At 32.8% G+C, this 25,114-nt stretch carries 21 protein-coding genes and 1 pseudogene; 15 read left to right on the forward strand and 7 right to left on the reverse strand.

Translation table 11 applies throughout. The annotated features are described in order from the left end of the window. The first annotated feature begins 5 nt into the window (after positions 1-5). From rplI to BW731_RS05905, 6 genes are all read left to right on the forward strand, one after another. Positions 6-458 (forward strand): 50S ribosomal protein L9, encoded by a 453-nt coding sequence (gene rplI / locus BW731_RS05880; RefSeq protein ID WP_079346475.1) that lies wholly within the window; start codon positions 6-8, stop codon positions 456-458. 23 nt (positions 459-481) lie between these two features. Then, a complete protein-coding gene (gene dnaB / locus BW731_RS05885; RefSeq protein WP_079346477.1) occupies positions 482-1,849 on the forward strand; it encodes a replicative DNA helicase in 1,368 nt (455 codons plus the stop codon). A gap of 122 nt (positions 1,850-1,971) precedes the next feature. Then, positions 1,972-3,264: an adenylosuccinate synthase gene (locus tag BW731_RS05890; protein WP_079346479.1), complete on the forward strand. Its 1,293-nt coding sequence runs from the start codon at positions 1,972-1,974 to the stop codon at positions 3,262-3,264. Positions 3,265-3,359: 95 nt separating this feature from the next. Further along, positions 3,360-4,235, forward strand: coding sequence for a DegV family protein (locus tag BW731_RS05895; RefSeq protein ID WP_079346481.1), 876 nt, complete (start codon positions 3,360-3,362; stop codon positions 4,233-4,235). 118 nt (positions 4,236-4,353) lie between these two features. After that, complete coding sequence (locus tag BW731_RS05900) at positions 4,354-4,803, forward strand: DUF3290 family protein (protein ID WP_079346483.1); 450 nt, start codon at positions 4,354-4,356, stop codon at positions 4,801-4,803. 7 nt (positions 4,804-4,810) lie between these two features. Then, entirely contained in the window at positions 4,811-5,440 is a 630-nt protein-coding gene (locus BW731_RS05905; RefSeq protein ID WP_079346485.1) for a DUF421 domain-containing protein, read from the forward strand. Positions 5,441-5,575: 135 nt separating this feature from the next. Here the strand turns inward: BW731_RS05905 and BW731_RS05910 are convergent, their stop codons facing one another. The 4 genes from BW731_RS05910 to BW731_RS05925 all read right to left on the reverse strand — a co-directional run bounded on the left by BW731_RS05910 (position 5,576) and on the right by BW731_RS05925 (position 10,892). Next, positions 5,576-7,198 (reverse strand): ABC-F family ATP-binding cassette domain-containing protein, encoded by a 1,623-nt coding sequence (locus BW731_RS05910; protein ID WP_079346487.1) that lies wholly within the window; start codon positions 7,196-7,198, stop codon positions 5,576-5,578. A gap of 130 nt (positions 7,199-7,328) precedes the next feature. Continuing rightward, positions 7,329-8,315: a polyprenyl synthetase family protein gene (locus tag BW731_RS05915; RefSeq protein WP_079346489.1), complete on the reverse strand. Its 987-nt coding sequence runs from the start codon at positions 8,313-8,315 to the stop codon at positions 7,329-7,331. An 11-nt stretch (positions 8,316-8,326) separates the two neighbouring features. Beyond that, the gene (locus BW731_RS05920; RefSeq protein WP_079346491.1) at positions 8,327-8,866 is read right to left on the reverse strand and encodes a Gx transporter family protein; all 540 of its coding nucleotides are present in this window, start codon (positions 8,864-8,866) and stop codon (positions 8,327-8,329) included. Positions 8,867-8,978: 112 nt separating this feature from the next. Then, a complete protein-coding gene (locus BW731_RS05925) occupies positions 8,979-10,892 on the reverse strand; it encodes an NAD(P)/FAD-dependent oxidoreductase (RefSeq protein ID WP_079346493.1) in 1,914 nt (637 codons plus the stop codon). A gap of 300 nt (positions 10,893-11,192) precedes the next feature. On the opposite strand from BW731_RS05925, the pseudogene BW731_RS05930 reads away from it, so the two are divergent. The 6 genes and pseudogenes from BW731_RS05930 to BW731_RS05955 form a co-directional block, all read left to right on the forward strand. Then, positions 11,193-11,723: pseudogene (locus BW731_RS05930) on the forward strand (FMN-binding protein); the annotation flags it as partial. A 103-nt stretch (positions 11,724-11,826) separates the two neighbouring features. Continuing rightward, positions 11,827-12,921 carry an FAD:protein FMN transferase gene (locus BW731_RS05935; RefSeq protein WP_079346497.1) on the forward strand — a complete coding sequence of 365 codons (1,095 nt, stop codon included), beginning with the start codon at positions 11,827-11,829 and terminating at the stop codon, positions 12,919-12,921. Positions 12,922-12,946: 25 nt separating this feature from the next. Further along, on the forward strand, positions 12,947-13,882 hold the full coding sequence (gene menA / locus BW731_RS05940) for a 1,4-dihydroxy-2-naphthoate polyprenyltransferase (protein ID WP_079346499.1): 936 nt from the start codon (positions 12,947-12,949) through the stop codon (positions 13,880-13,882). A 112-nt stretch (positions 13,883-13,994) separates the two neighbouring features. Then, complete coding sequence (locus BW731_RS05945) at positions 13,995-14,207, forward strand: zinc ribbon domain-containing protein (protein ID WP_079346501.1); 213 nt, start codon at positions 13,995-13,997, stop codon at positions 14,205-14,207. Positions 14,208-14,386: 179 nt separating this feature from the next. Beyond that, positions 14,387-15,664 carry an ISL3 family transposase gene (locus tag BW731_RS05950; protein WP_079346503.1) on the forward strand — a complete coding sequence of 426 codons (1,278 nt, stop codon included), beginning with the start codon at positions 14,387-14,389 and terminating at the stop codon, positions 15,662-15,664. Between the two features lie 303 nt (positions 15,665-15,967). Then, on the forward strand, positions 15,968-17,257 hold the full coding sequence (locus tag BW731_RS05955; protein WP_079346505.1) for an ISL3 family transposase: 1,290 nt from the start codon (positions 15,968-15,970) through the stop codon (positions 17,255-17,257). Between the two features lie 15 nt (positions 17,258-17,272). Here BW731_RS05955 and BW731_RS05960 read toward each other — a convergent pair whose 3' ends face one another. Then, positions 17,273-18,835: an IS1182 family transposase gene (locus BW731_RS05960; RefSeq protein ID WP_408645964.1), complete on the reverse strand. Its 1,563-nt coding sequence runs from the start codon at positions 18,833-18,835 to the stop codon at positions 17,273-17,275. 108 nt (positions 18,836-18,943) lie between these two features. On the opposite strand from BW731_RS05960, the gene BW731_RS05965 reads away from it, so the two are divergent. Next, positions 18,944-20,002, forward strand: a complete 1,059-nt coding sequence (locus BW731_RS05965; RefSeq protein ID WP_079346507.1) for an IS30 family transposase — start codon at positions 18,944-18,946, stop codon at positions 20,000-20,002. A 283-nt stretch (positions 20,003-20,285) separates the two neighbouring features. Here BW731_RS05965 and BW731_RS05970 read toward each other — a convergent pair whose 3' ends face one another. Continuing rightward, positions 20,286-21,458 (reverse strand): iron-containing alcohol dehydrogenase, encoded by a 1,173-nt coding sequence (locus BW731_RS05970; protein WP_233120442.1) that lies wholly within the window; start codon positions 21,456-21,458, stop codon positions 20,286-20,288. A 56-nt stretch (positions 21,459-21,514) separates the two neighbouring features. Then, entirely contained in the window at positions 21,515-22,279 is a 765-nt protein-coding gene (locus BW731_RS05975) for a DeoR/GlpR family DNA-binding transcription regulator (protein WP_079346511.1), read from the reverse strand. A 260-nt stretch (positions 22,280-22,539) separates the two neighbouring features. Here BW731_RS05975 and BW731_RS05980 point away from each other — a divergent pair, with 260 nt between their 5' ends. Then, positions 22,540-23,895: a Na+/H+ antiporter NhaC family protein gene (locus BW731_RS05980; protein WP_079346513.1), complete on the forward strand. Its 1,356-nt coding sequence runs from the start codon at positions 22,540-22,542 to the stop codon at positions 23,893-23,895. Further along, entirely contained in the window at positions 23,892-25,106 is a 1,215-nt protein-coding gene (gene mtnK, locus BW731_RS05985; RefSeq protein WP_079346515.1) for an S-methyl-5-thioribose kinase, read from the forward strand. Before BW731_RS05980 ends, mtnK begins: the two co-directional genes overlap by 4 nt. Positions 25,107-25,114 lie beyond the last annotated feature (8 nt).

The following is a 25,114-nucleotide window of genomic DNA, read 5'->3' on the forward strand; positions in this document are numbered from 1 at the left end:
TATAGATGAAAGTTATCTTTTTAGAAGATGTTAAAGGAAAAGGAAAAAAAGGAGAAGTGAAAGATGTTGCCGTAGGGTATGCACAAAACTTTTTGATAAAAAAAGGATTAGCTAAAGAAGCAACATCTCAAAGCTTAAGTGAATTAAAAGGAAAAGAAAAAGCTAAAGCAAAAGAAGATGCTGAGATTTTAGAGGAAGCGAAACAATTAAAAGAAAAATTTGAATTTGAAGGTTTTGAAGTTATTATAAAGTCAAAAGCCGGAGAAGATGGACGCTTATTTGGATCTATTCCTTCAAAACAAGTTGCAGATGGCTTACAAAAGCAACATAACATTAAGGTAGATAAACGTAAAATTGAAATGGAACAACCAATTAAAGCATTAGGTTATACAACTGTTCCAGTGAAATTACATAAAGAAGTGGTCGCAAAACTACGCGTTCATGTTGTAGTTGAGTAACCGGAAATTGAGGGTTGTAATCTATGGAACATATTCAACAAGATAGAGTGCCACCTCAAAGCATCGAGGCAGAACAAGCAGTTTTGGGTTCTGTCTTTTTAAATGCCGATGCTTTGATTGAGGCAATGGAATATATTGATTCAGCAGATTTTTATCGTCGTTCACATCAATTACTTTTTCAAACGATGTTAGATTTAAATAATCGTAATGAAGCAATTGACGTCATTACAATGAAAACAGAACTAGAGCAGAAACAATTAATTGAAGATGTAGGCGGTATTAGTTATTTATCTGAATTGACAACGAGTGTTCCAACTGCAGCAAATGTCGGTTACTATGCAAAAATAGTGGAACAAAAATCATTGCTACGTCGATTAATACAAACAGCTACTGATATTGTAACTAGAGGGTTCGAGCAAGACGAAGATGTGGAATTTATTTTAGATGAAGCTGAACGTCAAATACTGGAAGTGTCAGAAAAAAGAAATAGGAGTGGCTTTTTAGCGATATCTGATGTATTAAGTGACTCCATCGCGCAGATTGAGCAGTTATCACAACAGGGTGACGATATCACGGGATTGCCTACAGGTTATCATGCACTAGATAAAATGACAGCAGGGCTTCAATCGGAAGAATTAATTATTTTAGCAGCTCGTCCAGCGGTAGGTAAGACCGCTTTTGCCTTAAACATCGCACAAAACGTAGGAACTAAAACAGATGAATCAGTTGCTATTTTTAGTCTAGAAATGAGTGCTGAATCGTTAGTAAATCGTATGCTATGTTCAGAAGGTTCTATCGAAGCAAGTCATTTGAAAACGGGTCAATTAACTGATGAAGAGTGGAATAGTCTAATTGTTGCGATGGGTAGTTTGTCACGAGCAAATATTTTTATTGATGATACTCCAGGAATCAAAATATCTGAAATTAGAGCCAAATGCCGAAAATTAGCTCAAGAACAAGGTGATTTGGGATTAATTTTAATAGATTACTTGCAGCTGATTGAGGGAACAGGACGCGAGAACAGACAACAAGAAGTGTCTGAGATTTCACGTCAGTTAAAAAAATTAGCTAAAGAGTTAAAAGTTCCTGTTATTGCGTTATCACAGTTATCACGTGGTGTCGAACAACGACAAGATAAACGTCCCGTATTAAGCGATATTCGTGAATCTGGTTCTATAGAGCAAGATGCAGATATTGTAGCCTTTTTATATCGTGATGATTATTATCAACGAGATGGTGAGGACGGTGATGATGAGCCGGTACAAGAGTCTAATAATATTATCGAAGTTATTATAGAAAAAAATAGAAGTGGTGCAAGAGGAACAGTAGAATTGATGTTTATCAAAGAATATAATAAGTTTACCTCCATTTCACCACGCGAAGAGTTTTGATGTTCGTGATTTGTGATTGAAATGTGTTTTTTTATTTTAAATGTTCTGATTTAGTTGTGTTTGAGGTTTCTTTTTGGTAATATAGTCAAGTAATGAATAAAAGAGAAGAACGGAGTGTTCGTATGTCATCAGTTGTAGTAGTAGGAACTCAATGGGGAGACGAAGGTAAAGGGAAAATCACTGACTTTTTAAGTGAAAATGCAGAAATTATTGCAAGATACCAAGGTGGAGACAATGCAGGCCACACTATTCAATTTGATGGAACAACTTACAAACTCCATTTAATTCCATCTGGTATTTTTTACCAAGATAAAATAAGCGTGATTGGAAATGGCGTAGTAGTGAACCCAAAATCATTGATCAAGGAATTAAACTATTTAAAAGAGCACAATATTCCAACAACTAATTTAAGAATATCAGACAGAGCGCATGTAATTTTGCCATACCATATTCTTTTAGATCAACTTCAAGAAGATGCTAAGGGTGATCAAAAAATCGGAACAACAATTAAAGGGATTGGTCCTGCTTATATGGATAAAGCTGCTCGTGTAGGTATTCGTATAGCTGATTTATTAGATAAAGATATTTTTGAAGAACGTTTGAAAGTGAATTTAGAAGAAAAAAATAAATTATTCACTAAAATATATGAAGTCGATCCAATTTCATTTGAAGAAGTGTTTGACGAATATTATGAGTATGGTCAATTAATCAAAGAATACGTAACTGATACATCAGTTATCTTAAATGAAGCATTAGATAATGGAAAACATGTACTATTTGAAGGTGCTCAAGGAGTTATGCTAGATATTGATCAAGGGACGTATCCATTTGTCACATCATCTAATCCATTAGCTGGTGGTGTAACAATCGGAACAGGTGTCGGTCCTTCAAAAATTGATAAAGTGGTGGGTGTTTGTAAAGCTTATACCTCTCGTGTTGGTGATGGACCATTCCCAACAGAATTATTTGATGAAACAGGACACCAAATTAGAGAAGTAGGTCGCGAATATGGAACAACAACAGGCCGTCCAAGACGTGTTGGTTGGTTTGATAGTGTTGTGATGAGACATTCTAGACGTGTGTCAGGTATTACGAATCTTTCATTGAACTCTATTGATGTATTAACAGGATTACCTGTCATCAAAATTTGTGTAGCTTACGAACTAGATGGTAAAGAAATAACTCATTATCCAGCGAGTTTAAAAGAGTTATCTAGATGTAAACCAATCTATGAAGAATTACCAGGTTGGGAAGAAGATATTACAGGTTGTAAAACATTAGAAGAACTACCAGAAAACGCTAGAAATTATGTTAAACGTGTATCAGAATTAGTTGATGTCCGTATTTCAACGTTCTCTGTAGGTCCAGATAGAACACAAACAAATATCTTAGAAAACGTTTGGGAACAAATTTAAATGCCCAATAAATAGAACAAAAATGGAGAGTTATCGAACTCTCCATTTTTTTATTATATAATAGCGTGAGACCAATAATAGGGAGAAAATAAAAAATGACTTATAAATTTGATTTGTTGGTAGATTCATGTTGTGATTTATCACATGAACTGTTGCAAGAAACAGGTATTCGAAAAATAAGTATGACAATCCAATTAGATGGTAAAGAGTATCTTGATGATTTTCAAGAAACGCTTGATTATGAATGGTTTATGTCTGAATTAAAAAATGGTGCAACACCAACGACCTCACAAATTAACATTGGCAATTATTTAGATATTTTTAGAGATTACGCTTCAGGCAATCAACCGTTACTTTATGTTTGCTTCTCTTCAGGGCTTAGTGGTTCATATAATAATGCACTCACAGCTTTAGCTATGTTGGAAGAAGAAAGTGGCAGTAGTGTGCCTATTACTATAGTTGATTCATTAGCGGCTTCTTTAGGAGAAGGACTAATCATAGAGAATGTCTTATCACTTAGACGACAAGAAAAAGAAATATCAGAAGTTTTAGATTGGCTTAAGACTAATATACCGCGTGTTCATTCATGGGTGACGGTTGATGACTTAAAACATTTGGAACGTGGTGGAAGAATTTCGAAAACGAGTGCTGTGATTGGTAGTATGATTAAAGTTAAACCAATTATTTGTATGAATGCAGAAGGAAAATTAATTAATACCGGAAAAGTTAGAGGACGCAAACATTCTCTTGATAAGATTGTGGAGTTAACGAAAGATACGATAGAAAATGAAACAACACAAGATATTTTGATTGCATACGCTGGGGATGAAGAGTCAGGAGAAGCATTAAAAAGAATATTAGAAGAAAAAATTAATGTGCAGAGTATCTCAGTGCGCCGAATGGGACCAACTATTGCTAGTCATACAGGATATGGCGCATTAGCTATTTTTTCATTTGGTAAAGAAAAATAAATAACCAAACAGACATCCATTAATTAACGGTAATAGATGTCTGTTTTGTTATTATATTATCTATTTATTATGATAAATAGTATAATTATGTCATCATTAAAATTAGGAGTTGCGATATATGGAGTTTTTTACATACAATTATTTTGTTAATCAATCTAGTAACAGCCATATTTATCAATATTTATTAGTTATATTGGCTTTGATAATTATTCTATTATTGATTCTAAGGCGTTCAAAAAATAAAAGTCGATTAAAATATCGTGATTTGATTATTCTATTATCATTACTTTTAGTCTTTTTAATAGGAATTCAGACAAATGACTATCAAAAAGGTAAGGCAGAAAAAGGAAACTACTCTCAGATGCTTTTCTTTTTAGATGCAGTTAGTAAGAAAAAATTAGTTGATCCTGAAACAATCAGCGTGAATTATAAGTATTTAAAAGATGAGATGGTACTTAAAATAAATAATAAGTATTATCAGGTAAACTTTAACAGTGATTTTACAACATTTAAACTAGAAGAGACAGTGTTAGTCAATGATGAATCAATCAAGGTAACAGGGAAGTGATGAGAAAATGAAAGAGTATTTAGATATAGGAATTAAGTTAGCTATAGGGATTATTACATTGATTTTTCAGATGAATTTATTAGGAAAAGCTAATTTGGCGCCAACGTCACCACTAGATCAATTACAGAACTTTGTTTTAGGGGGAATTATAGGTGGGATGATATACAATGCTCAAATATCAATCTTACAATACTTTCTGGTGTTGGTGATGTGGACATTTTTAGTAACATTGTTTAAATATTTAAAAGAGAATGTTGCGATTGTAAAAAAAATGATAGATGGATATCCCACAACATTGATAAAAAACGGCAAAGTATTGGTAGATGAATGCAGTAAAAAAGGCATTTCCGCTAATGATTTAATGTTTAAATTAAGACAAGCCAATGTCTATGAAACACGTTCAGTAAAACGTGCAATCCAAGAACAGAATGGTCAGCTGACTATTATTTTATATGGCGAGGAAAATGTTAAATACCCTATAATTACGAATGGATACATTAATCAGGAAGTATTAGAAATGATTGAACGAGATGAATCTTGGTTATTTAATGAATTAAATAAACAGGGAGTAGAAATTCAAAATGTTTACTTAGGTGAATGGATAAATGGTGAGTTAATTCTTAGTTTATATGATTAAAAAAGAGGCTGACCCAAAAGTCTTAAAATAGAAAAATCCCATGAAATCAGTTTATTAAAACACTGACTTCATGGGATTTCTATTTTGTTAGTTTAGTGATTTTCATTTAAAAAGTTACTTTTTGATCAGCCACTTTTATTTGAATATCTTTTTTAATTGCTCTTTTACTGTCTCATTTTCTAAGAACTCATCATAGGTTGTTTCTGCACGGTCAATTACACCTTGATCTGACACTGCGATGATACGATTTGCAGTTGTTTGGATAAACTGGTGGTCATGTGACGAAAAAAGAATAGAACCGCTAAAGGCGATTAAGCCATCATTTAGAGCTGTAATTGATTCTAAGTCTAAATGGTTGGTTGGATCATCTAATACAAGTACGTTTGACTTAGATAACATTAGTTTCGACAACATACAACGTACTTTTTCTCCCCCAGATAACACATTAACAGGTTTTAATACATCTTCGCCTGAGAAAAGCATACGTCCTAAGAAACTACGTAAAAATGTATTATCATTTTCTTCTTTTGAAGCATATTGGCGTAACCAATCCACGATGGTCATATCATTGTTGAATTCTTCTGTTGTGTCTTTAGGTAGATAAGCTTGAGATGTTGTAACACCCCAACGAACCGAACCAGTATCTGGCTCCATTTCACCCATAATAATTTTGAAAAGAATAGTCGTTGCGATATCATCTTTTGCAATAAAGGCTACTTTATCATCTTTTCTTAGTGTAAATGAGATATTGTCTAGAATTTTCTTCCCATCAATTGTTTTTGACACATTTTCAACTTGCAATAAGTCATTTCCAATTTCACGTTCTGGGTTAAATCCTACAAATGGGTAACGACGTGATGATGGTTGGATATCATCTAGTTCAATTTTATCTAACATTTTTTTACGAGAAGTTGCTTGTTTAGATTTAGAAGCATTGGCACTAAATCTTGCAATAAAGGCTTGTAATTCTTTGACTTTTTCTTCTTTTTTCGCATTTTGATCTGCTTGAAGTCTAGCAGCTAACTGGCTAGACTCTAACCAGAAATCATAGTTCCCAACGTATAGCTTAATTTTTCCGAAATCTAAATCAGCCATGTGTGTACATACCTTGTTTAAGAAATGACGGTCATGGGAAACCGTAATAACAGTATTGTCAAAGTTGATTAAAAATTCTTCTAACCATGCGATAGACTCTCTATCAAGACCATTTGTTGGCTCATCTAGTAGTAATACATCAGGTTGGCCAAATAGTGCTTGAGCAAGCAATACCTTTACTTTTTGTCCGGCTGTTAGTTCACTCATTTTCAGACTATGTAAGTCTTCTGTGATATTTAAACCTTGTAGTAAACTTGCCGCTTCTGGTTCAGCTTCCCAACCATTTAATTCCGCAAATTCTCCTTCAAGTTCAGCTGCTTTAATCCCATCTTCATCAGAAAAATCTTCTTTCATGTAGATGGCATTTTTTTCTTGCATCACTTCATAAAGACGTTTATGTCCCATTATAACAGTATCTATCACCGTTTCGTCCTCATAGTCAAAATGATTTTGTTTAAGTGTTGCTAATCGCTCATCAGGTCCTAAAGCAACATATCCTGTGGTTGGTTCAATTTCATTTGAAAGTATCTTTAAGAAAGTTGACTTTCCAGCACCATTTGCACCAATTAATCCATAACAATTTCCTGGTGTGAATTTTATATTTACATCGTCGAATAGTTTTCTATCCGGGAATTGTAAACTTACATCTGAAACAGTAATCAAAATAAATCCCTCACTTTTTCTTTATTAATGTTGTTGTAATGTCTATCGTATCTCCCCGATTATATCGGGTTTAAACACTTGGTGCAACCATATGAATAAAAAGAACCTTAATCAAGGAAATGATTAAGGTTTAAAACGTTCTTTGTAAAATCGATTTTGTAATAGTATAGATTATTTCTTTAGTGTTTTGTTTATTATTAGGAAGAGATTGGATGCCGTCTAGAGCACGATTTGTGTAGTGAGATGCTAATTCATAGGCTTTTTCTACACCATGGCAATCGATTACTAAATCATGGATTTTTTTCGCATCTTCTTGTGTCATGGCTTCTTTTTTACTAAGTATCGGCTCAAAAAAGTCAGGATGTTCTGCAATACTACAAATCAAAGGTAAGCTATAAATCCCTTGCCTAACATCTTCTAATACAGGTTTTCCAAGAGTTTCTTCACTTTGAGAATAATCTAAAATATCATCCACAATTTGGAATGCAAGACCGATGTCTTTTCCAATTTCACGACATTTATTCGCAAGATTTTTACTTCCGCCATTTTCAAAGCATCCAATAAAACAACTTAATGCAAATAATTCCGCTGTTTTTCCGGTGATATTGGCTAAATAGTCATCAACAGTGACATTGATATTATAGCGTTCACTCATTTGGCCAAGTTCTCCTAGTAGAACTTTTTCCATACTTGTTGTATTAAGCTCAATACTTTTTAATGAATTTTGGTATTGAATTAATAATTTAAAACAAACGATGAATAGATAGTCACCAGAGTATACCGCGATGTCAGTGCTAAAAGCAGCATTCATCGTTTTAGTTCCACGTCTAGTATCAGCGACATCAACAATATCATCATGAATTAACGTAGCAGTATGAAGTGTTTCAATCGCAGCAGCAAGAGCAATGGTCTTTTTCTTATCCACTTTTGTTCCAAATTCGGAGAATAAAAGCAGATACGCTGGACGAAGTAGTTTCCCACCAGAGTGGAAAATAGCTAATATAGCATCTTCGACTTCTTTATTAGGTAGATAAATTGATTCTGAAATTAAATTTAATGTTTTTTGTAAGTCTTTTTTTAAGGACGGATATGACGTCCACATATCATGAGGTTCCATCAATAGTCTCCTTATTTTAGAGTATGTTTATCATAGGCCAACTGAAATTCTTGTAGTGTTTTCACATGTAACATTAAATAATTGGCAGCAATTCCTATAGCGACCCCGGCTAAAATACCAATCCATGAAAGAATGGGTAGGTAGAGCATAACAGTCCATGATTTGGCAATCCAACTAGCGATGAGAAGTTGTCCCACATTGTGTAGGAAGCCACCAAAAGCACTGATCCCAATTGTACTAATACGTTTTGGACCCAATTGTTTGAGTGTAAGCATCCCAAAATAACTTAGAAAGGCTCCCGCAGCACTATACATTAATGTTGAGACAGTTCCGCCTAGTAGTGTGGTTAAAAACAAACGTAAAACGACTAAGGTAAAACTATCCTTCATAGGCATAGTAAAAATTGCAATAATGGTAATTAAGTTAGCTAATCCAAGTTTGGCACCTGGAGCAAATGCAAAAGGAAAAGGAATCATATTTTCAAGTAAACCTATAATAACACCTTGAGCAACAAGTAGAGCAATGTAGATAATTTTTTTATTTTTTGACATGATTATTCTCCTATCATAGTGAGAATACTATCAATTTATTCATAGTGCAATACTTTGAATAAAAAGAAAGCTCTAGAAATAATTCTAGAACTTTCTGATGAAGTATCTTAGGTTATGATTTTTCACCGTATCGAGCTTTGACGTCTCCATACCACCAATTACCTAATTTGCGTTGAATCCATGGGATAACCCATTTATCTAATCCAAAGGCACGTCCAGAACCATTCATTAAAGCAAAGGCAACAAATAAGAACCAAATGTTAACCCAATAGAACATACCTGACAGACAGAACATAACTACTAAAACAATCGTAGTCTCATTAGCTAACCAAGTAAATAAACCAAAGATAATGGCTAGAGCTAGAGCTACTTCAAATAGTGTCATGAATTTTTGCATAAATAAAGCAACTTCAGTATTTGGCATCATGAATTTCATAATAGAGCCAAACCAGTCAGGCATTGATTTAAAGACAAGCATTGGTTCTTCACCAAAGGCATAACTTAATCCAAACGTTGGATCAGCAGTAGCAGTAGTTGCAGCAGCATCAGCGGCTTGAGAAGCACCTGATGTTGCATCAGCTGGTTGTAACCATTCAAACGGAAACGCAACAGTGTTGGTGAACCATGAGCCATCACCAAACCACGTACTTGGTTGTAATACTTTACCATTACCAATGACTTTTTTCATGGCTTCAACTAACCAAACACATCCGTAGAATACGCGTAATGGAACAGACCATAACACATTACTATTACGTGACGTATGTCCTCTGAAAACATTTCGTTCATCTTTAATTCGGAAAAATTCATGCATAATATATTGGAACATATAATAACCTGAGCGAATATCAAAGAAGTATCTTAAGTTAATAATGTGTTTCATCAACATTGCAAAGAATCCACTTAAGTGATATTTATCAAAGACACAAGCAACAGCATATTTAGAACCAATAGATACCATGAAGCCATCATATTTTCCTTTATAAGCTTCTTTTTCAGTTCCATTGATAGTAGCTAAAATATTTTTTGCAGCACAGATACCAGTTTGTTCAGCTGCTTGTACAATTTGTGGTGTTGGTCGGTTTTCTTTATCAGCTTCTTCAAAGTAAACTAAATCTCCGACAACAAAAATATTTTTTTCTTCGTAACCTTTTGCTTGCATGTACTCATTAGCAACTAAACGATTTGCACGTGCAGCAGGCATATCGAATTTTTCAGCATCACTATTTGCTTTAACACCAGCAGTCCAAATTAATGTATGAGTTGGAATTTTTTCACCAGATTTTAAGATGATGTGATCTTCGTGTACTTCAACGATAGGCATATCTTTTAATATGCTAACCCCTTTTTTAGTTAGATATTTTTCAGCTTTTCCAGCATCATTTCGGTCTAACATGTTTAAGATAGTTGGAGCAGCTTCAACCACCATTAAATTGATATCTTCTGGTTTAATTTTATTATTTTTAGCTAATCGGTCTTTCCAGTCGATTAATTCACCGACCATTTCAATACCGGTAAATCCAGAACCACAAACAACAAAATTCAACATCGCTTTACGTTTTGTTTCATCTGGCTCAACAGCCGCAAGCGCAACCGTACGTTCGATGTGCTCTCTAATTTTAATAGCGTCATCCATAGACCATAGAGTAAATCCATGTTCTTTAACACCAGGTGTACCAAAGTCATTAGGTTCTCCTCCCATACCTAAAACTAGGTAGTCAAAAGAATAAGAACCTTGTTTGGTTTTAACGATTTTGTTCTCTTTATCAATTGTTGTGACTGTATCTGTTACAACACTGACATTTTTACGTTTACAGAATAAACGTTGTAAATCATATTGGATTGCTTCTGGCTCAACACGCCCGCCTGCAACTTCATGTAATTCTGTCATCATCGTTTGATAAGAATGACGATCAATTAATGTAATATGAGCATCTGGATTCTTTTTTAATTTTTTTGATAACATCTTTGTAGCAGCTATTCCAGAATAACCTGCTCCGACAACTACTATTTCAGTCTTTGCCATAAAACACTCTCCTTTTATTTTTTATAAAAATTAGTTTGTGAATTGTGCAGAATAAGTACTATTTATAATAACGTGAAAAAATTTACACAATTACTTACAATTATACAGTGTTATAAAAAAAAAGTCTAACAAATCTTTGATATTTAAAAAAAACTAAAAATAGAAAGAATTGAGAGAATGATTAAAAAAATGTGAAAATATGAATAAAGTTATTTAAAGGCATTGCATTTTTAGTCACAATATTATAAGATTACAAGTGATTAGAAGTTCACAAAGAATATAAAAAGGCGGGTTATTCATATGAAATTCAAAAAATTAGTGTCAGGCGTTGCAATGTTAGCGTTATCTACAGTTTTGTTAGCTGCTTGTGGTGGGGATAAAAAGGATGATACATCTGCTTCATCAAGTACAGCTTCATCAAGCACCGCAGTAGCAGATTCTTCATCAACAGCAGATTCATTTGTAATGGGTGAATTAAAAGATGGTGAGTATAAGTTAGAAGAAAAAAATTACAATAATGGTTACCGTGTCGTATTTACAATAGTTGTAAAAGATGGAAAAATCACCGAATCTAACTATGATAATGTGAATGAAGAAGGTAAATCAAAAGTTGATGATGCAGACTATAACAAAAAAATGGAAGAAGTTGCTAAAACATCACCAGAAAAATATATACCAGAGTTAAATAAAGCATTATTAGAAAAACAAAATCCTTCAGATATTGATACCATAACTGGTGCGACACACTCAACAGATAGCTTCAAAGAATATGCAAAACAATTAATTGAAGCAGCTGAAAAAGGTGATACTAAAACAATTGAAATTGACAATCAAGTAGAAAAATAATAAACTAATATTTGATTAATAATGAGTGGCAAGCTTTTAAGTTTGCCACCTTTTTTATTTTTAAAAGTTTATAGCGAGGGAAGCATTCATGAAAAAAAATATAATCACGAGTATGCTATTATTAACTTTCACGAGTTTTTTAATAGCAGGGTGTTCAAGTAAGAAAACAGATTCTAATACAACAGCTAAACAAGAAAAACTTGTAAAAGAGCCTTATTCAGAAAGACAATTTTTGATGGGAACTTATGTACAAGTCAAAATTTACAATGAAGGAAAAGAAGATGTATTAAAAAAAGCGTTTGATCGCATAGGTGTATTAGATAGAGAAATTACAGTTAATGAAAAAGGATCTGAAGTGGATGAGATTAATAATCAGGCAGGGATTAAACCAGTAAAGGTCAGTTCAGATGTGTATGATTTGATCAAAGCTGCTGTAGAGTATACAGAAGACTCTAATGGAGGGTTTGATTTAGCTATTGGACCAATCACACAACTATGGCATATTGGATTTGACGATGCTAGAAAGCCTGACCAAAGTGAGATTGATGAAGCACTTAAAAAAGTAGATTATAAAAAAGTAGTTTTAAATGATAAAGAGCAAACTGTTTATTTAGAAGAAAAAGGGATGAGTCTAGATTTAGGTGCCATTGCTAAAGGATACATTACAGATGAGGTAGTGTCTGTCTTAAAAGATAACAACGTCACAAGTGCTATTGTTGATTTAGGGGGAAACGTCTATGTGTTAGGTGATAATCCTAGGAGTGATTCAGGTAAGTGGAAAGTCGGAATTCAAGATCCCAATGAAGCTAGAAATACTGTCGTTGGAACAGTAGAAGAAAAAAATAAATCACTTGTAACGTCTGGCATCTACGAACGTTATTTAAAAGTTGGCGACAACGTTTTTCATCATTTGTTTAACGCTAAAACAGGCTACCCATTTGATAATGAGATTGCAGGTGTGACGATTGTATCAGATACATCGATTGCTGGAGATGCCCTGTCAACAGCTGTGTTTTCTAAAGGTGTTAAAGAAGGTATGGCTTATGTAGATAGCCTGGATGGTGTCGATGCCATTTTTATTACAAAAGATGATAGTATCTACATAAGTAAAGGATTACAAGGTAACTTTAAGTTAAATGAAGAATCTCCTTATAAGCTTAAAGATATAAAAGAGTTGAAGTAGTGTTAAAAGGAGGAGTTATTTATTCATGGCAGTGTTTTTTGAATTAGTTGAAATTCGAACAAAACTAGCAAGTGTTTTTCCTTATTTTATTGGATTATTATTTTCGTTGTACTATTTTGGGCAAGTAAACTGGGTTAATATGTGTCTATTTTTTATTGGGATGTTTGTTTTTGATATGGCAACCACAGCGATTAATAACCTGATGGACTATTTAAAAGCTAAGGATGATAGCTATCAACAGTTGACTAACATTATTGGAAGAGCTGGGTTAAAAGTATCAAAAGTTAGAGACATGATTATTGGAATGATTGTATTTTCTAGTATCATTGGTTTGTTGTTAACGTTTCGTACAAGTCTATTATTGCTTCCAATGGGTGGTCTATGTTTTTTGATTGGTATCTTTTATACATTTGGTCCAGTCCCGTTATCGAGAATGCCACTAGGAGAGTTATTTAGTGGTGTGACGATGGGATTTGGCATTTTCTTTATCACGTTATATTTAAATGTGTATGATACAGGATTTTTAGCTCTTAATTTTGCGAATGGTCAGTTCATGCTATCAGGCAATATTAAGGAGTTAATCGTCAGTGTATGGGCATCTATTCCTATGATGTTTACCATTGCCAACATTATGCTAGCCAATAATCTATGTGATTTAGATCAAGATATTTTAAATCATCGTTATACGTTACCATTCTATATTGGTAGACAAAATGGCGTGTACCTATTTGACTTATTAATGTATAGTTGCTATTTTGTGATAGTCATTGGGGTTATACTAGGCATTTATCATTGGAGCATGTTGATTATTTTAGTGACATTTCCACTGGTTAAAAAGAATGTCTCTCAATTTAATAAGAAACAAGAAAAAGGAACCACGTTTTCTGTAGCTATTAAAAATCTAGTATTATTTAATGGGGCACAGATTATAGGATTATTATTAGGGATTATATTAACTTAAGTAATATAAAAGTATTTTATAATGGCTTTCTAGTGGGTTAGGGCGATTATAAAATGCTTTTTTATTTGGTATATAGTAAAATTATCTTACCTATAAAAAGGGGGAGAAGAAGATGTCAAAAAAACAATATCAGTGTGAAAAATGTGGGTGTTTAGACTATACAGCGGATCAAATTCAAGCAACAGGTGGCGATTTTTCAAAAATATTTAATGTTCAAAATAAAAAATTTACAACAATTAGTTGTAAGCAATGTGGTTTTACCGAATTATACCGTAATGAAACATCATCAGGAATGAATATTTTAGATTTCTTAATTGGCGGATAGGAAATGAAAGTAAAAGAGGCTGACCCAAAAGTCTCTTTACAGAAAACGGCTGTACACTAAATCGTGTTGATAGATTAAATTCTATCAATGCGATTTTTTATTTTAGGCATAGAAAAAGGGGCATTCTTATTGGTAAAATTAAGTCGACTATAACTAACATTACAAAGGAGAATACCCCTATGGATAATAATACAAGAAAACTACTCAATTTAACAGATGATTCTCTTATTTTTAATGAGGATTGGTTGTCTCGCGAAGCGAGAAACAACCGCTCAGTTAACATGATTACAGGAAGATTAGTGAATAAAGATAAGCAATGCAAGAAATGTGGATGTTATCAATCCGTTAAAAATGGAACGTATCAAACCATTAGTCAATTGCCTGAAGTTGAACGTCGCCCAACTTATCTAAAACTTCACAGAGAACGTTACCTTTGTAGAAACTGTGGATCAACTTTCAGTGCTTCTACTTCTCTAGTAGATGACTATTGTCAAATTTCTAAACAGCTTAAATACCAAATTGCCTTTGACTTAAAAGAGAATCAATCACGTAAAAAAATCGCAGAATACCACAGTGTCTCTGAAAATACTGTTAAACGTGTGTTAGTATCATTTACGAATAATCAGCAACCTAATTTTAACTTCTTGCCCACAGCTCTTTGTGTAGATGAGTTTAGCTCTACTTCTGATTGTCATGCTGGAATGAGCTTTATTTGTGCTGATGCGGCATCTAAAAAAATAATCGATATCTTACCTGATAAAAGATTGCATAAGTTGGTTTCTTACTTTATGAAGTATTCCAGAAAATCACGTCTAAAAGTAAGATTTTTGGTCATGGACATGAATGCAAGTTACGGTCAACTATTAAAAACAGTCTTTCCAAACGCCGAAATCGTTACAGATCGATTTCATATCATTCAACATATTAACCGCTCTTTCAACACCTTAAGAATAAAAGAAATGAAACAGCTAAAACGCCACAATCAAGAGGAAGGAAAGCAGTATCGAAGATTAAAGCGTTATTGGAAACTCCTTTTAAAGGACAGTTCTGAATTAAACTATAAACACTTTTATTATCGTCCTTTATTCAAGAGAAATATGTCATCTACCGAATTGGTAGATGAGTTACTTTCTTATAGTTCTCTATTAAAAAAAGCGTATCATTTTATGCAAGAATTGAAGTATGCTTATAGAACCAACGATTATGTTTTATTTTTAGAGTTATGTTCAAAGATACCTGTTGAATTACCAAAGTATTTTAAAGATAAATTCAAGATATTTGGTAAGTTCTCCCAAGGAGTCATGAATGCCTTTAAATACTCCTATTCAAATGGTTTCTTAGAAGGCATTAATAATAAAATTAAAGTGATTAAACGTGTGGCCTATGGCTATCGAAACTTTCTACTATTCAAACGACGTATCTTTTTGATTCAAAATCAAGTTTTTCAGGTTAAATAAAAAAGCGAGAGAATTTCTTCCCTCACTTCAATTAATTCTATTTCATTTTTGAGACTTTTTCATCAATATTATTGTCCATCAACACGATTTGACATAGAGCCCAGAAAACAAGCATTCCAAAATGAAACCTCTCATTTCAGAATGCTTGTTTTTTCGTGCTCTCTCACTAATATCCTTCCTATTTTTTCTGGCTCTATAATTTCTACTGTTGGTAACGAAAGTTACTAGCAGTTTTTAGTACACAAAAACATGTGTTATCCGTTAGAATGAAATTGCGAAACAACAATCTAAGGAGGATACCACATGTCATACTCACAGACTATCAAAGATATCTTAAATATACTAGACCTAAATATTATTTTTAATGAAAATTGTTTGTCTACTAGGAAAATAAAGGGAGTTTTCTCTAGAGTATTTGAAGGTTTTTTAGATGAAACACCAGAATGTTGTCTTCATTGCGAAGAAAAGGATACACACATTATTAAGTGGGGATATACTACTAGTTTAATTAAAGTTCCTGCTATTTCGGAATACGTTACATATGTTCAATTAAAGAAACGTCGTTTCTTGTGCAAAGATTGTAAATCGACATTTGTTTTAGATACGCCTTTTGTTTCTAGAAACAATTCTATTTCTAACAATTTAAAACGTCTTGTTGCTAAAAAACTAACTTCTAAACAATCTATGAGTGACATTTCAAAACAAGCAAACGTTTCTACTTCAACTGTTTATCGGGTACTTAAAGAATGGTATCACCCCATTCAGAAATATAGTTATTCCTTACCAGCTGTCCTTTGTTTTGATGAGTTTAAATCTGTAAAAAAAGTAGCTGGATCTATGAGTTTTATTATGATAGATGGTGACACTAAGGAGTTAATTGATATTTTACCTGATCGAAGATTACCTAAGATCGAGAAATACTTTAACGGATTCTCTTTATCTAACAGAGAACAAGTGAAGTATGTTGTTTCTGATATTTATCAACCCTACATCATCTTAACTAAGAGACTTTTTCCTAACGCTAAAGTCGTTTTAGATAAATTTCATCTAGTTCAACACATTGGTAGAGCTTTTCAAAAAATACGAATTAGAATAATGAATCAATTAAAGCATAAAGATAATCGAATTATTTATAGACGAATAAAAAAATATTGGAAATTACTTCAAAAAAGTTATGGCAAACTAGACTTTATTCAACAACAATGGCACTCTTCATTTAAAACGTATCTTTCTGAAAAAGAATTACTTGAACGCCTACTTACTTACAATGCTGAACTTACAGATGCTTATAATATTTACCAACAGATTTTAAGAGCTTTTCAAACAAAAGATTATTCTTTATTTGTAGATTTAATCAATCAAAAAACTCTTTTTCAAGAGTATATACCTGTTTTTAAAACATTTAGAAAGTATCAAGAAGAAATAAAAAATACTTTTGAAACATCGTATTCAAACGGTCCTTTAGAATGTATGAACAATCATATTAAAGTCATTAAGCGTAATGCCTATGGCATGAGAAGTTTTTATAATTTCAAATTACGAATAGCAATTTGTTTAAAAAAATCTGTATTCAAGACACCAAAAAAGATCTAGAAAACATGTTGTTTTCTAGATCCTAAATTCTAACGTTTTAACTCTTACCAACAGTAGTTGACAAAGAGCCTTTTTTCTCAGTTTTCTTAAATTGAGTGCCATTAACGCAAATCCCAGCTCCTGTGAAATCTTATCTTTTCCTCTTACAGAGAATCGATTGAATGCCAAATTAGCCTTCAGATTTCCAAAGGCTGGTTCAACATCTATTTTTCTTTGACGGTATATTTCTCCTGTGACATCCTCTTTCAAAAGCTCTCTTACGTGAGCCTTAAAATATTCCCAATTCCCATTTTTTTGAATCACTCGATTTTTACTACTCTTCGCACGAGTACATAATGCTCTAACTGGGCAATTTAAACAAGACTCACATTCATACATTTTAAGTTGTCTTTTGAATCCAGATTTATCCGCTCGAGTAGAGTAATTTCTAAATTTGACTTCTCGATTATTCGGGCAAATATAAGTATCTGCCAATTCATTATAAATCCAGTTATCTGGAATGAATGGATTTTGTTTGTATTTTTTAGTATGTTCTTTCTGATACATTGTATAAGTAACTAATGGAGTTCTTTCAAAATCATCTAAAATTGCTTGATAGTTTTCTTCACTACCATAACCTGCGTCAGCCACAATGTATTTAGGTAAGTCAAAATAAGATTTCTTGATAGTATCTAAGAAAGGAATCATTGTTTTAAAATCCGTTGGATTTGAAAATGTTTCATATGCTAAAACGTATTGATGATTGGTTGCAATTTGAACGTTATATCCAGGTTTTAACTGACCATTCATCATGTGGTCATCTTTCATTCTCATAAAAGTGGCATCATGATCTGTTTTAGAATAGCTATTTCTACCGTTGTAAATATCATGTTGTTCTTTATATTTTTGCTTTCTATAGATAAAGTCAGAAAAAGCTTTCAATGCTTTTTTAGGCTCTTTACGCTCAGAACGAAGTTCTTTTCTCTCTTGAACATCTGAAGTATTTTCAATTTTAGTACTTAAATCACTTACTTTCATTTCCAACTCATCAATGATTTGTTTTAAATTTTCTGTGTTTAACTCATCATCTTCTGAACAAATAGATGGAATGATTTGCTCTTCTACAAGTTGTTGATAATAGGACTTTGACTTTTCTCTCAAAGATTCTTCATAACGTTGTGTACTCTTTTTCCAAACGAAGGTATATTTATTTGCGTTGGCTTCTAACTTTGTTCCATCAATAAAAATAGCTTCTTCATCAATTAATTGTTGAGAAACAAGCTGATTTCTAAATTGAATAAAACATTCTTGAAGTATCGGTTGAACCAGTGGGTTCACTCTGAATCGATTAATTGTTCTGAAGTTAGGTGTCTGTGATTGCGTTAACCACATGGCACGAATGCTATCTTTAGACATAGCTTCTATCTTTCTGCCAGAAAAAATAGATTGAGTGTAGCCACACAGAATAAGCTTCAACATCATTTTTGGATGATAAGACGAAGTTCCCATTCGATGCTCAAAAACTGAGAACACATCCACAGGGATACTTTCTACTAATTCATCAATCGCAAAAGCGATATCATTTTCTTCTAAATAAATAGGTTAATTGTAGAATCAAGTTAGCCACCCTAAAATAATAAAAAAACACCATGGTAAAAATTCATGTATCATTGAAGTATCTACCCAACAACGAAAGGAATTTTTATCATGGCGCAAATTCAGAATACCACACAAAAATTGACTTATAAACATCTTTCCTTTGAAGAAAGACAACTTATTGAAGTTTGGCATAATAGAGGTGATTCTAATAGAGCAATCGGTAAACGATTAGGTCGACACCATCAAACAATAAACAATGAGCTAAAACGTGGTACAACAACGCAAATCAAAGAAAATAAAAAGCCTAGACAACTCTATTTTGCTGAGACAGGACAAGCTAAATATATAGAAAATAGAAAGCGTTGTGGTGCTAATTCTAAGCTAGCCAGTGCTGTTGACTTTATTAATTATGCCTGTAAACAGATTATTGATTTTAATTGGTCACCAGATGCAATTGTTGGTTTTACCAAGTCCATGAGGACCTGGAATACACCTACTGTCTCTACTAAGACACTTTATAATTATATTGATAGTGGCTTTTTACCTATTAGAAACCATCATCTCAAGATGAAGATCAGACTCTCACCTAAAAAGAAAAGAAGTCGTAAGCATAAAAAAGAACTAGGAAAATCGATTGATGAACGACCAAGTACAGTTGATGATAGAAAAAACTTTGGTCATTGGGAAATAGATAGCGTTATTGGTTCAAAATCTAAAGATGATAATGCTATACTTACTCTTGTTGAAAGAAAAACGCGTTACATGATCACTGTTGTTTTAGATGATCATACAGAAGAGTCTGTTTGTTATACTGTTAATCAATTAAAATCTGAGTTCGGACAAGTTAATTTTAGCAAGATGTTTCAATCAATTACTGCTGATAATGGTAGTGAATTTAGCTCGCTTCATGATACTCTCCAACAAATAACGGATGTCTATTTTGCTCATCCTTATTCTTCTTGGGAACGAGGTACAAATGAAAGACATAATGGTTTATTAAGACAATTTATTCCGAAAGGAACTCCAATCTGCAACTACTCAAAACAATTCATTCAACTGGCTACTGAAAAAATTAATCTTTTACCACGTAAAATCTTAAATTATAGACAACCAGCTACATTATTTTTAGAAGAAATTCAAAAGCTTAAAATCAAAACATGTTGGTAAGGATGGATTTTAATAGAATAACACAAAAAATTAGATGTTTTTACCTAGGTGGCTAACTTAATATTGCAATTTAGATTCTAAATAAATATCTAAATTCAGTGATAAAGTAACCTGTTTCGTGTTATAATTCTTATACATAAATAGCACTCCCTTTTAGTTGGTTTAGTCACCTTAATTATAAAGGATAGTGCTATTTTTTACGTCAAAAAAGGAAGAAAATCGAAAAAAGATTTTCTTCCTTTTAGTTTATTCTAGAGACTTTTGGGTCAGCCTCTTTTTGTTTTTATAAAGCTAAGTTCAATATCTGGATAATGTCATCTGAATTTAAAGATTTCAGGTGACCAATGTGTTGTGTATCATTTTTTGTTGCACGCATTGCCATTTCTTTAAAGTGCTCTGAACTAATGGATAGCTCACTTAAATTGGACTTCATTCCCATACTAGTAAAAAAGTTCTTCGTCTTTTCAATACTGAGCTCGATAATCTCTGTTTGAGTATAAGCAAAAGGATCAATATTAAAAACTCTTACTCCATACTGTACAAAAATGTCAGGATGGAACTTACTAACATATGACATCCAAGCAGGGAATATAATAGCCATCCCTTCCCCATGAACTACGCCATACTGCCCACTCACCTCATGCTCAATACGATGAGATGCCCAGTCAGGTTCTCGCCCTAATTCAAGAGAATTATTATGAGCCATAGAAGCTGTCCACATGACTTCTGCACGCAATTGATAATTGGATAAATCATCCATGAGTTTCGTACCGTTTATAATAAGTGATTTTATCGCGCCCTCTAATAGAAAATCGGTTAAAGTTACATCAGAAACCGAGGTAAAATATCTTTCTAACAGGTGAGTTAATATATCTGAAACACCTACTCCAGTTGGATAAGCAGGCAATAGTTGTGTAAATTCTGGATTTAAAATTGAAAACTTCGGAATAATAAGGTTTGTTTCTACTCCTAATTTATATGCTCCATTGGAAATAATAGTAGCATTAGACATTTCTGAACCTGAAGAAGCGACAGTCGAAATAACGCCAATTGGTAGAGCGTGTTCTATTGTTTTTTCTCCTGTAAAGAAATCCCAAGTATCACCATCATATAGGCAACCAAAAGAGATCGCTTTTGCGGTGTCAATGACACTACCGCCACCTACAGCTAAAATAAAATCGATATTTTCTTTTCTAACCAAATTTTCTAACGTTTGGACTAATGATAATTTGGGATTTGGTACAACACTACCGTCTTTAAAAAGAGTAATATTATAGTCATTACAAGAACGCTCAATAGTATCCCATATACCTAAATCAAAAATGTAATCTCCACTGTATAGAACAAGAACACGTTTAGTAGTTGTTAAGCTATTAATGAGCTGTCCTACTTTATTTTCCTCACCTTTACCAAAATAAATATTTGCTGGGTTGTAGTAATTAAAATTTAACATCATATACCCTTCCTTTGTCTAGTTGTCTTTTGTTGGAAAGTATACAAAACAAAGGGTTATTAATAAATTAATTGGATATTTTCTCGTTCGAAAAAAGTTATCCATTTATTATTTAGTGGTCTTTGATCTGTGATGACAGTATTAATTTGTGAGAAATCAGAAATAATATGTACTGTTCTAAAATCAAATTTTGTATGATCTACCACTAGGATAGTTTCATTCGATTGATTCATAAATTGATACCTCACCATGGATTCAACTTCGCTATTATCTGTTGGACCAATACCAAAGGATAAACCGGAGCTACTAATAAAAGATTTATCAATTAAATATCTAGATATATCCGATTGGGCATTTGCACCGACGAAAGAGTGGGATACAGACCTAAAGTTACCACCAATCCCAATCAGATTAATTGTTTGATGCCCTTTTAAAACAGTAAAAATATCTAAAGAGTTAGTAATAACTGTCAATTTTAAGTTTGTTTTAGATAAAAAACTAGCAATAGTAAGACACGTTGTTGAACTATCTAATGCAATCGAGTCACCATCTTCGATAAGTGACATGCAATGCTCAGCCATAATTTGTTTTTCTTCTTGATACATGGTTTCGCGTAAAAGGAAGGGAACTTCTTTATCTTTCATGTTCGGTTTGAAAGCTCCTCCTCGTACTCGTTTCAATTGTTTTCTTTCTTCTAATGTATCTAAATCTTTTCTAATAGTCTCCTCAGTGACATTAAATTGGTTACTCAAATCACCTACCCGGACACTACCTTGTTCATCTAGTAAAGAAAGAATAGCTTGTAAGCGGTCATATTTAATCATACGATTCCCTTTCTTTTAAAATCATTCTATGTGTAGTGTAACGAAAAAAAAGACAAAAGTAAATACAAAAAAAGATTAACACAGATTTTCACAGTTAAATTCTTTAAATATCTTCGTTTGTTGTAATAAAAAATTAAAAACTATTGTTTTCAAAAGAAAATAAAGATATATTGGATTTGTTGGAAACGTATACAAAGCTTTTAAGTGTTTATTTTAATGTGTTTAGAATCGAAGAAAAACAAAGAAAAAGGAGAGAGATTATGGAGTCGAAGAAAAAAGGGCATTTTAAAGGGATGGTACCACTAATAGTCTTCTTGATATTATATATGGCAACAGGGCTTATTTCAGGAAGCTTTGAAAGTATGCCTCTTATGATAGGGATTTTAATAGCAATAGGGATCGCTCTAACTATGAACAATAAAGATAATCCAACGACGTTTGATGAACGTGTTATGATGTTTTGTAAAGGTGGGGGAGATTCAGGTTTAATGTTGATGGTCGTTATCTTTATTTTAGCGGGTGCATTTTATGGTGTTGCTAATGGAATGAAAGCAGTTGATTCAATCACAAATCTAGGATTAACGATTTTACCATCTAATATGATTCTTCCCGGTTTGTTTATCATAGCGTGTATCTTAAGTTTTTCAATGGGGACTTCAATGGGAACAGTTGCAGCACTGGCACCAATTGCCATTGACATTGCAGGAAAAACGAACTCTAATCTAGCTTTAGTTTGTGGGATAGTTGTAGGTGGTGCTATGTTTGGAGATAATTTATCATTTATTTCTGATACAACAATTGCAGCAACGAGAAGTCAAGGTGTATCAATGAAAGATAAATTTAAAGCAAATATTTTACTAGTACTACCAGCTGTTGTGATTAATTTGGTATTATTAGCTTTTCAACCAATTGACACAACGACGTTATCTGGTGCAACGCATGATTTTAATCTCGTTAATATATTACCTTATGTGTTAGTTATTATTTTATCATTAATTGGTATTCAAGTTGTTTTAGTTATGGTAGCAGGTATTTTTTCAGGTATGATTATTGGTATGCTACATGGTGATTTTAATTTAATCGAATTTATGAAGATTGCTCATGATGGAATGAAAGGCATGGAAGATATGGCGATCATTGCTATATTGGTAGGTGGATTAGTTGCTTTAATGAATTATTTAGGTGGTATAGACTGGTTACTAAGTGTTTTAACTAAAAATACTAAGAGTGCTCGTGGTGGAGAACTTTCTATTGCTGCCCTAGTGAGTTTAATGGATATCGCAACAACAAATAATACAATTTCAATTATCGCAGCAGGACCTCTAGCAAAAGATATCTCAAATCAATTTGGTATATCGCCATCTAGAACAGCTAGCTTATTAGATATTTTTTCAGCAGCTTTTAATGGGTTACTACCATATGCTGGACAACTATTAGTGATTGGTGGTATGGCAGGAGTGTCACCAGTAAGCATTATGCCTTATAATTGGTATTCATTGTTAATGATTGTAGTTGCTTTAGTATCAATCGCTTTAGGTTTCCCAAAAGGGAAGTTATCAGATCATAGTAAATTTGCGACAGATAAAGCAGTAGTGGAAGGAGAAATCGTAAAATGAGACAATTTGACGAACATTTTTTAATGTCACATGACGATGTTAGAGAGTACGTATCAACATATTTAGGATTATTTGAAGAGATGGATACTCTAGTTGTTGAAGAAATTGGTGATGGTAATATTAATTATGTGTTTAAGGTGACTGATCCAAATAGCAATAAAAGTGTGGTTGTAAAACAAGCAGATATTTTATTACGCTCGTCTGGTCGTCCGTTAGATATTAATCGAAATAAAATTGAAGCAGATATTTTAAAAATTCAGTATGATTTGATGCCTGAATACATTCCAGAAATCTATGATTATAATGAAAAAATGGCAGCTCTTACGATGGAAGATATCTCAGCTTACAAAAATTTACGCTATGAATTATTAGAAAAACGACAATTTCCAAAATTAGCTGAAGAAATTAGTGAATTTATGGCCAACGTTTTAGTCTCAACGAGTGATTTGGTATGGGATAGAAAAGATAAAAAAGAACAAGTAAAGAATTTTATTAATATTGATATGTGTGATATTAGCGAAGACTTAGTTTTTACTGAACCTTACTATGATTATAAGAATCAAAATATCATTTTAGAAGATAATAAGGAATTTGTTGAGGAGTTCGTTTATCAAAATGAAGAATTGAGTGTACAAGTTGCGATATTACGTGACAAATACATGAATTATGCGCAATCACTTGTGCATGGAGATTTACATTCAGGTTCAATATTTGCGAATCAAGAGGGCATTAAAATCATTGATCCAGAGTTTGCATTTTATGGACCAATGGGTTACGACATTGGTAATGTGATAGGCAACTTATTTTTCTCTCTAGCACATAATGACTTTTTTAATACAGACGCCTCTTTTAAAAAGTGGTTATCTGAAACGATTGTTTCTATCTATGATTTAACTAAGGAGAAAATGAGTTATGTAATAAAAGAAAAAACAACTTTACCATTATATCAAAATGCTTCTTTTATTGAGAATTATGTTTCAACTGTGATGCAGGATGCTTTAGGGTATGCAGGGACAGAAATGATTCGTCGTACAATAGGGGATTCTAAAGTAAAAGAGATTTCGTCAGCACCAGAAACATCTGAAAGAATCCAAATGGAGAGAGTCATCCTAACATTTGCGATAGACTGTATTATGGATAGAGATAAAATAGAGACAGGTGATCAATTAATACGTTGTTACCGTCTAGTAAAAAGTTGTACATTAAAGTAAGGGAGATA

The sequence above is a fragment of the Vagococcus martis genome, from assembly GCF_002026305.1.
Lineage (GTDB): Bacteria > Bacillota > Bacilli > Lactobacillales > Vagococcaceae > Vagococcus > Vagococcus martis.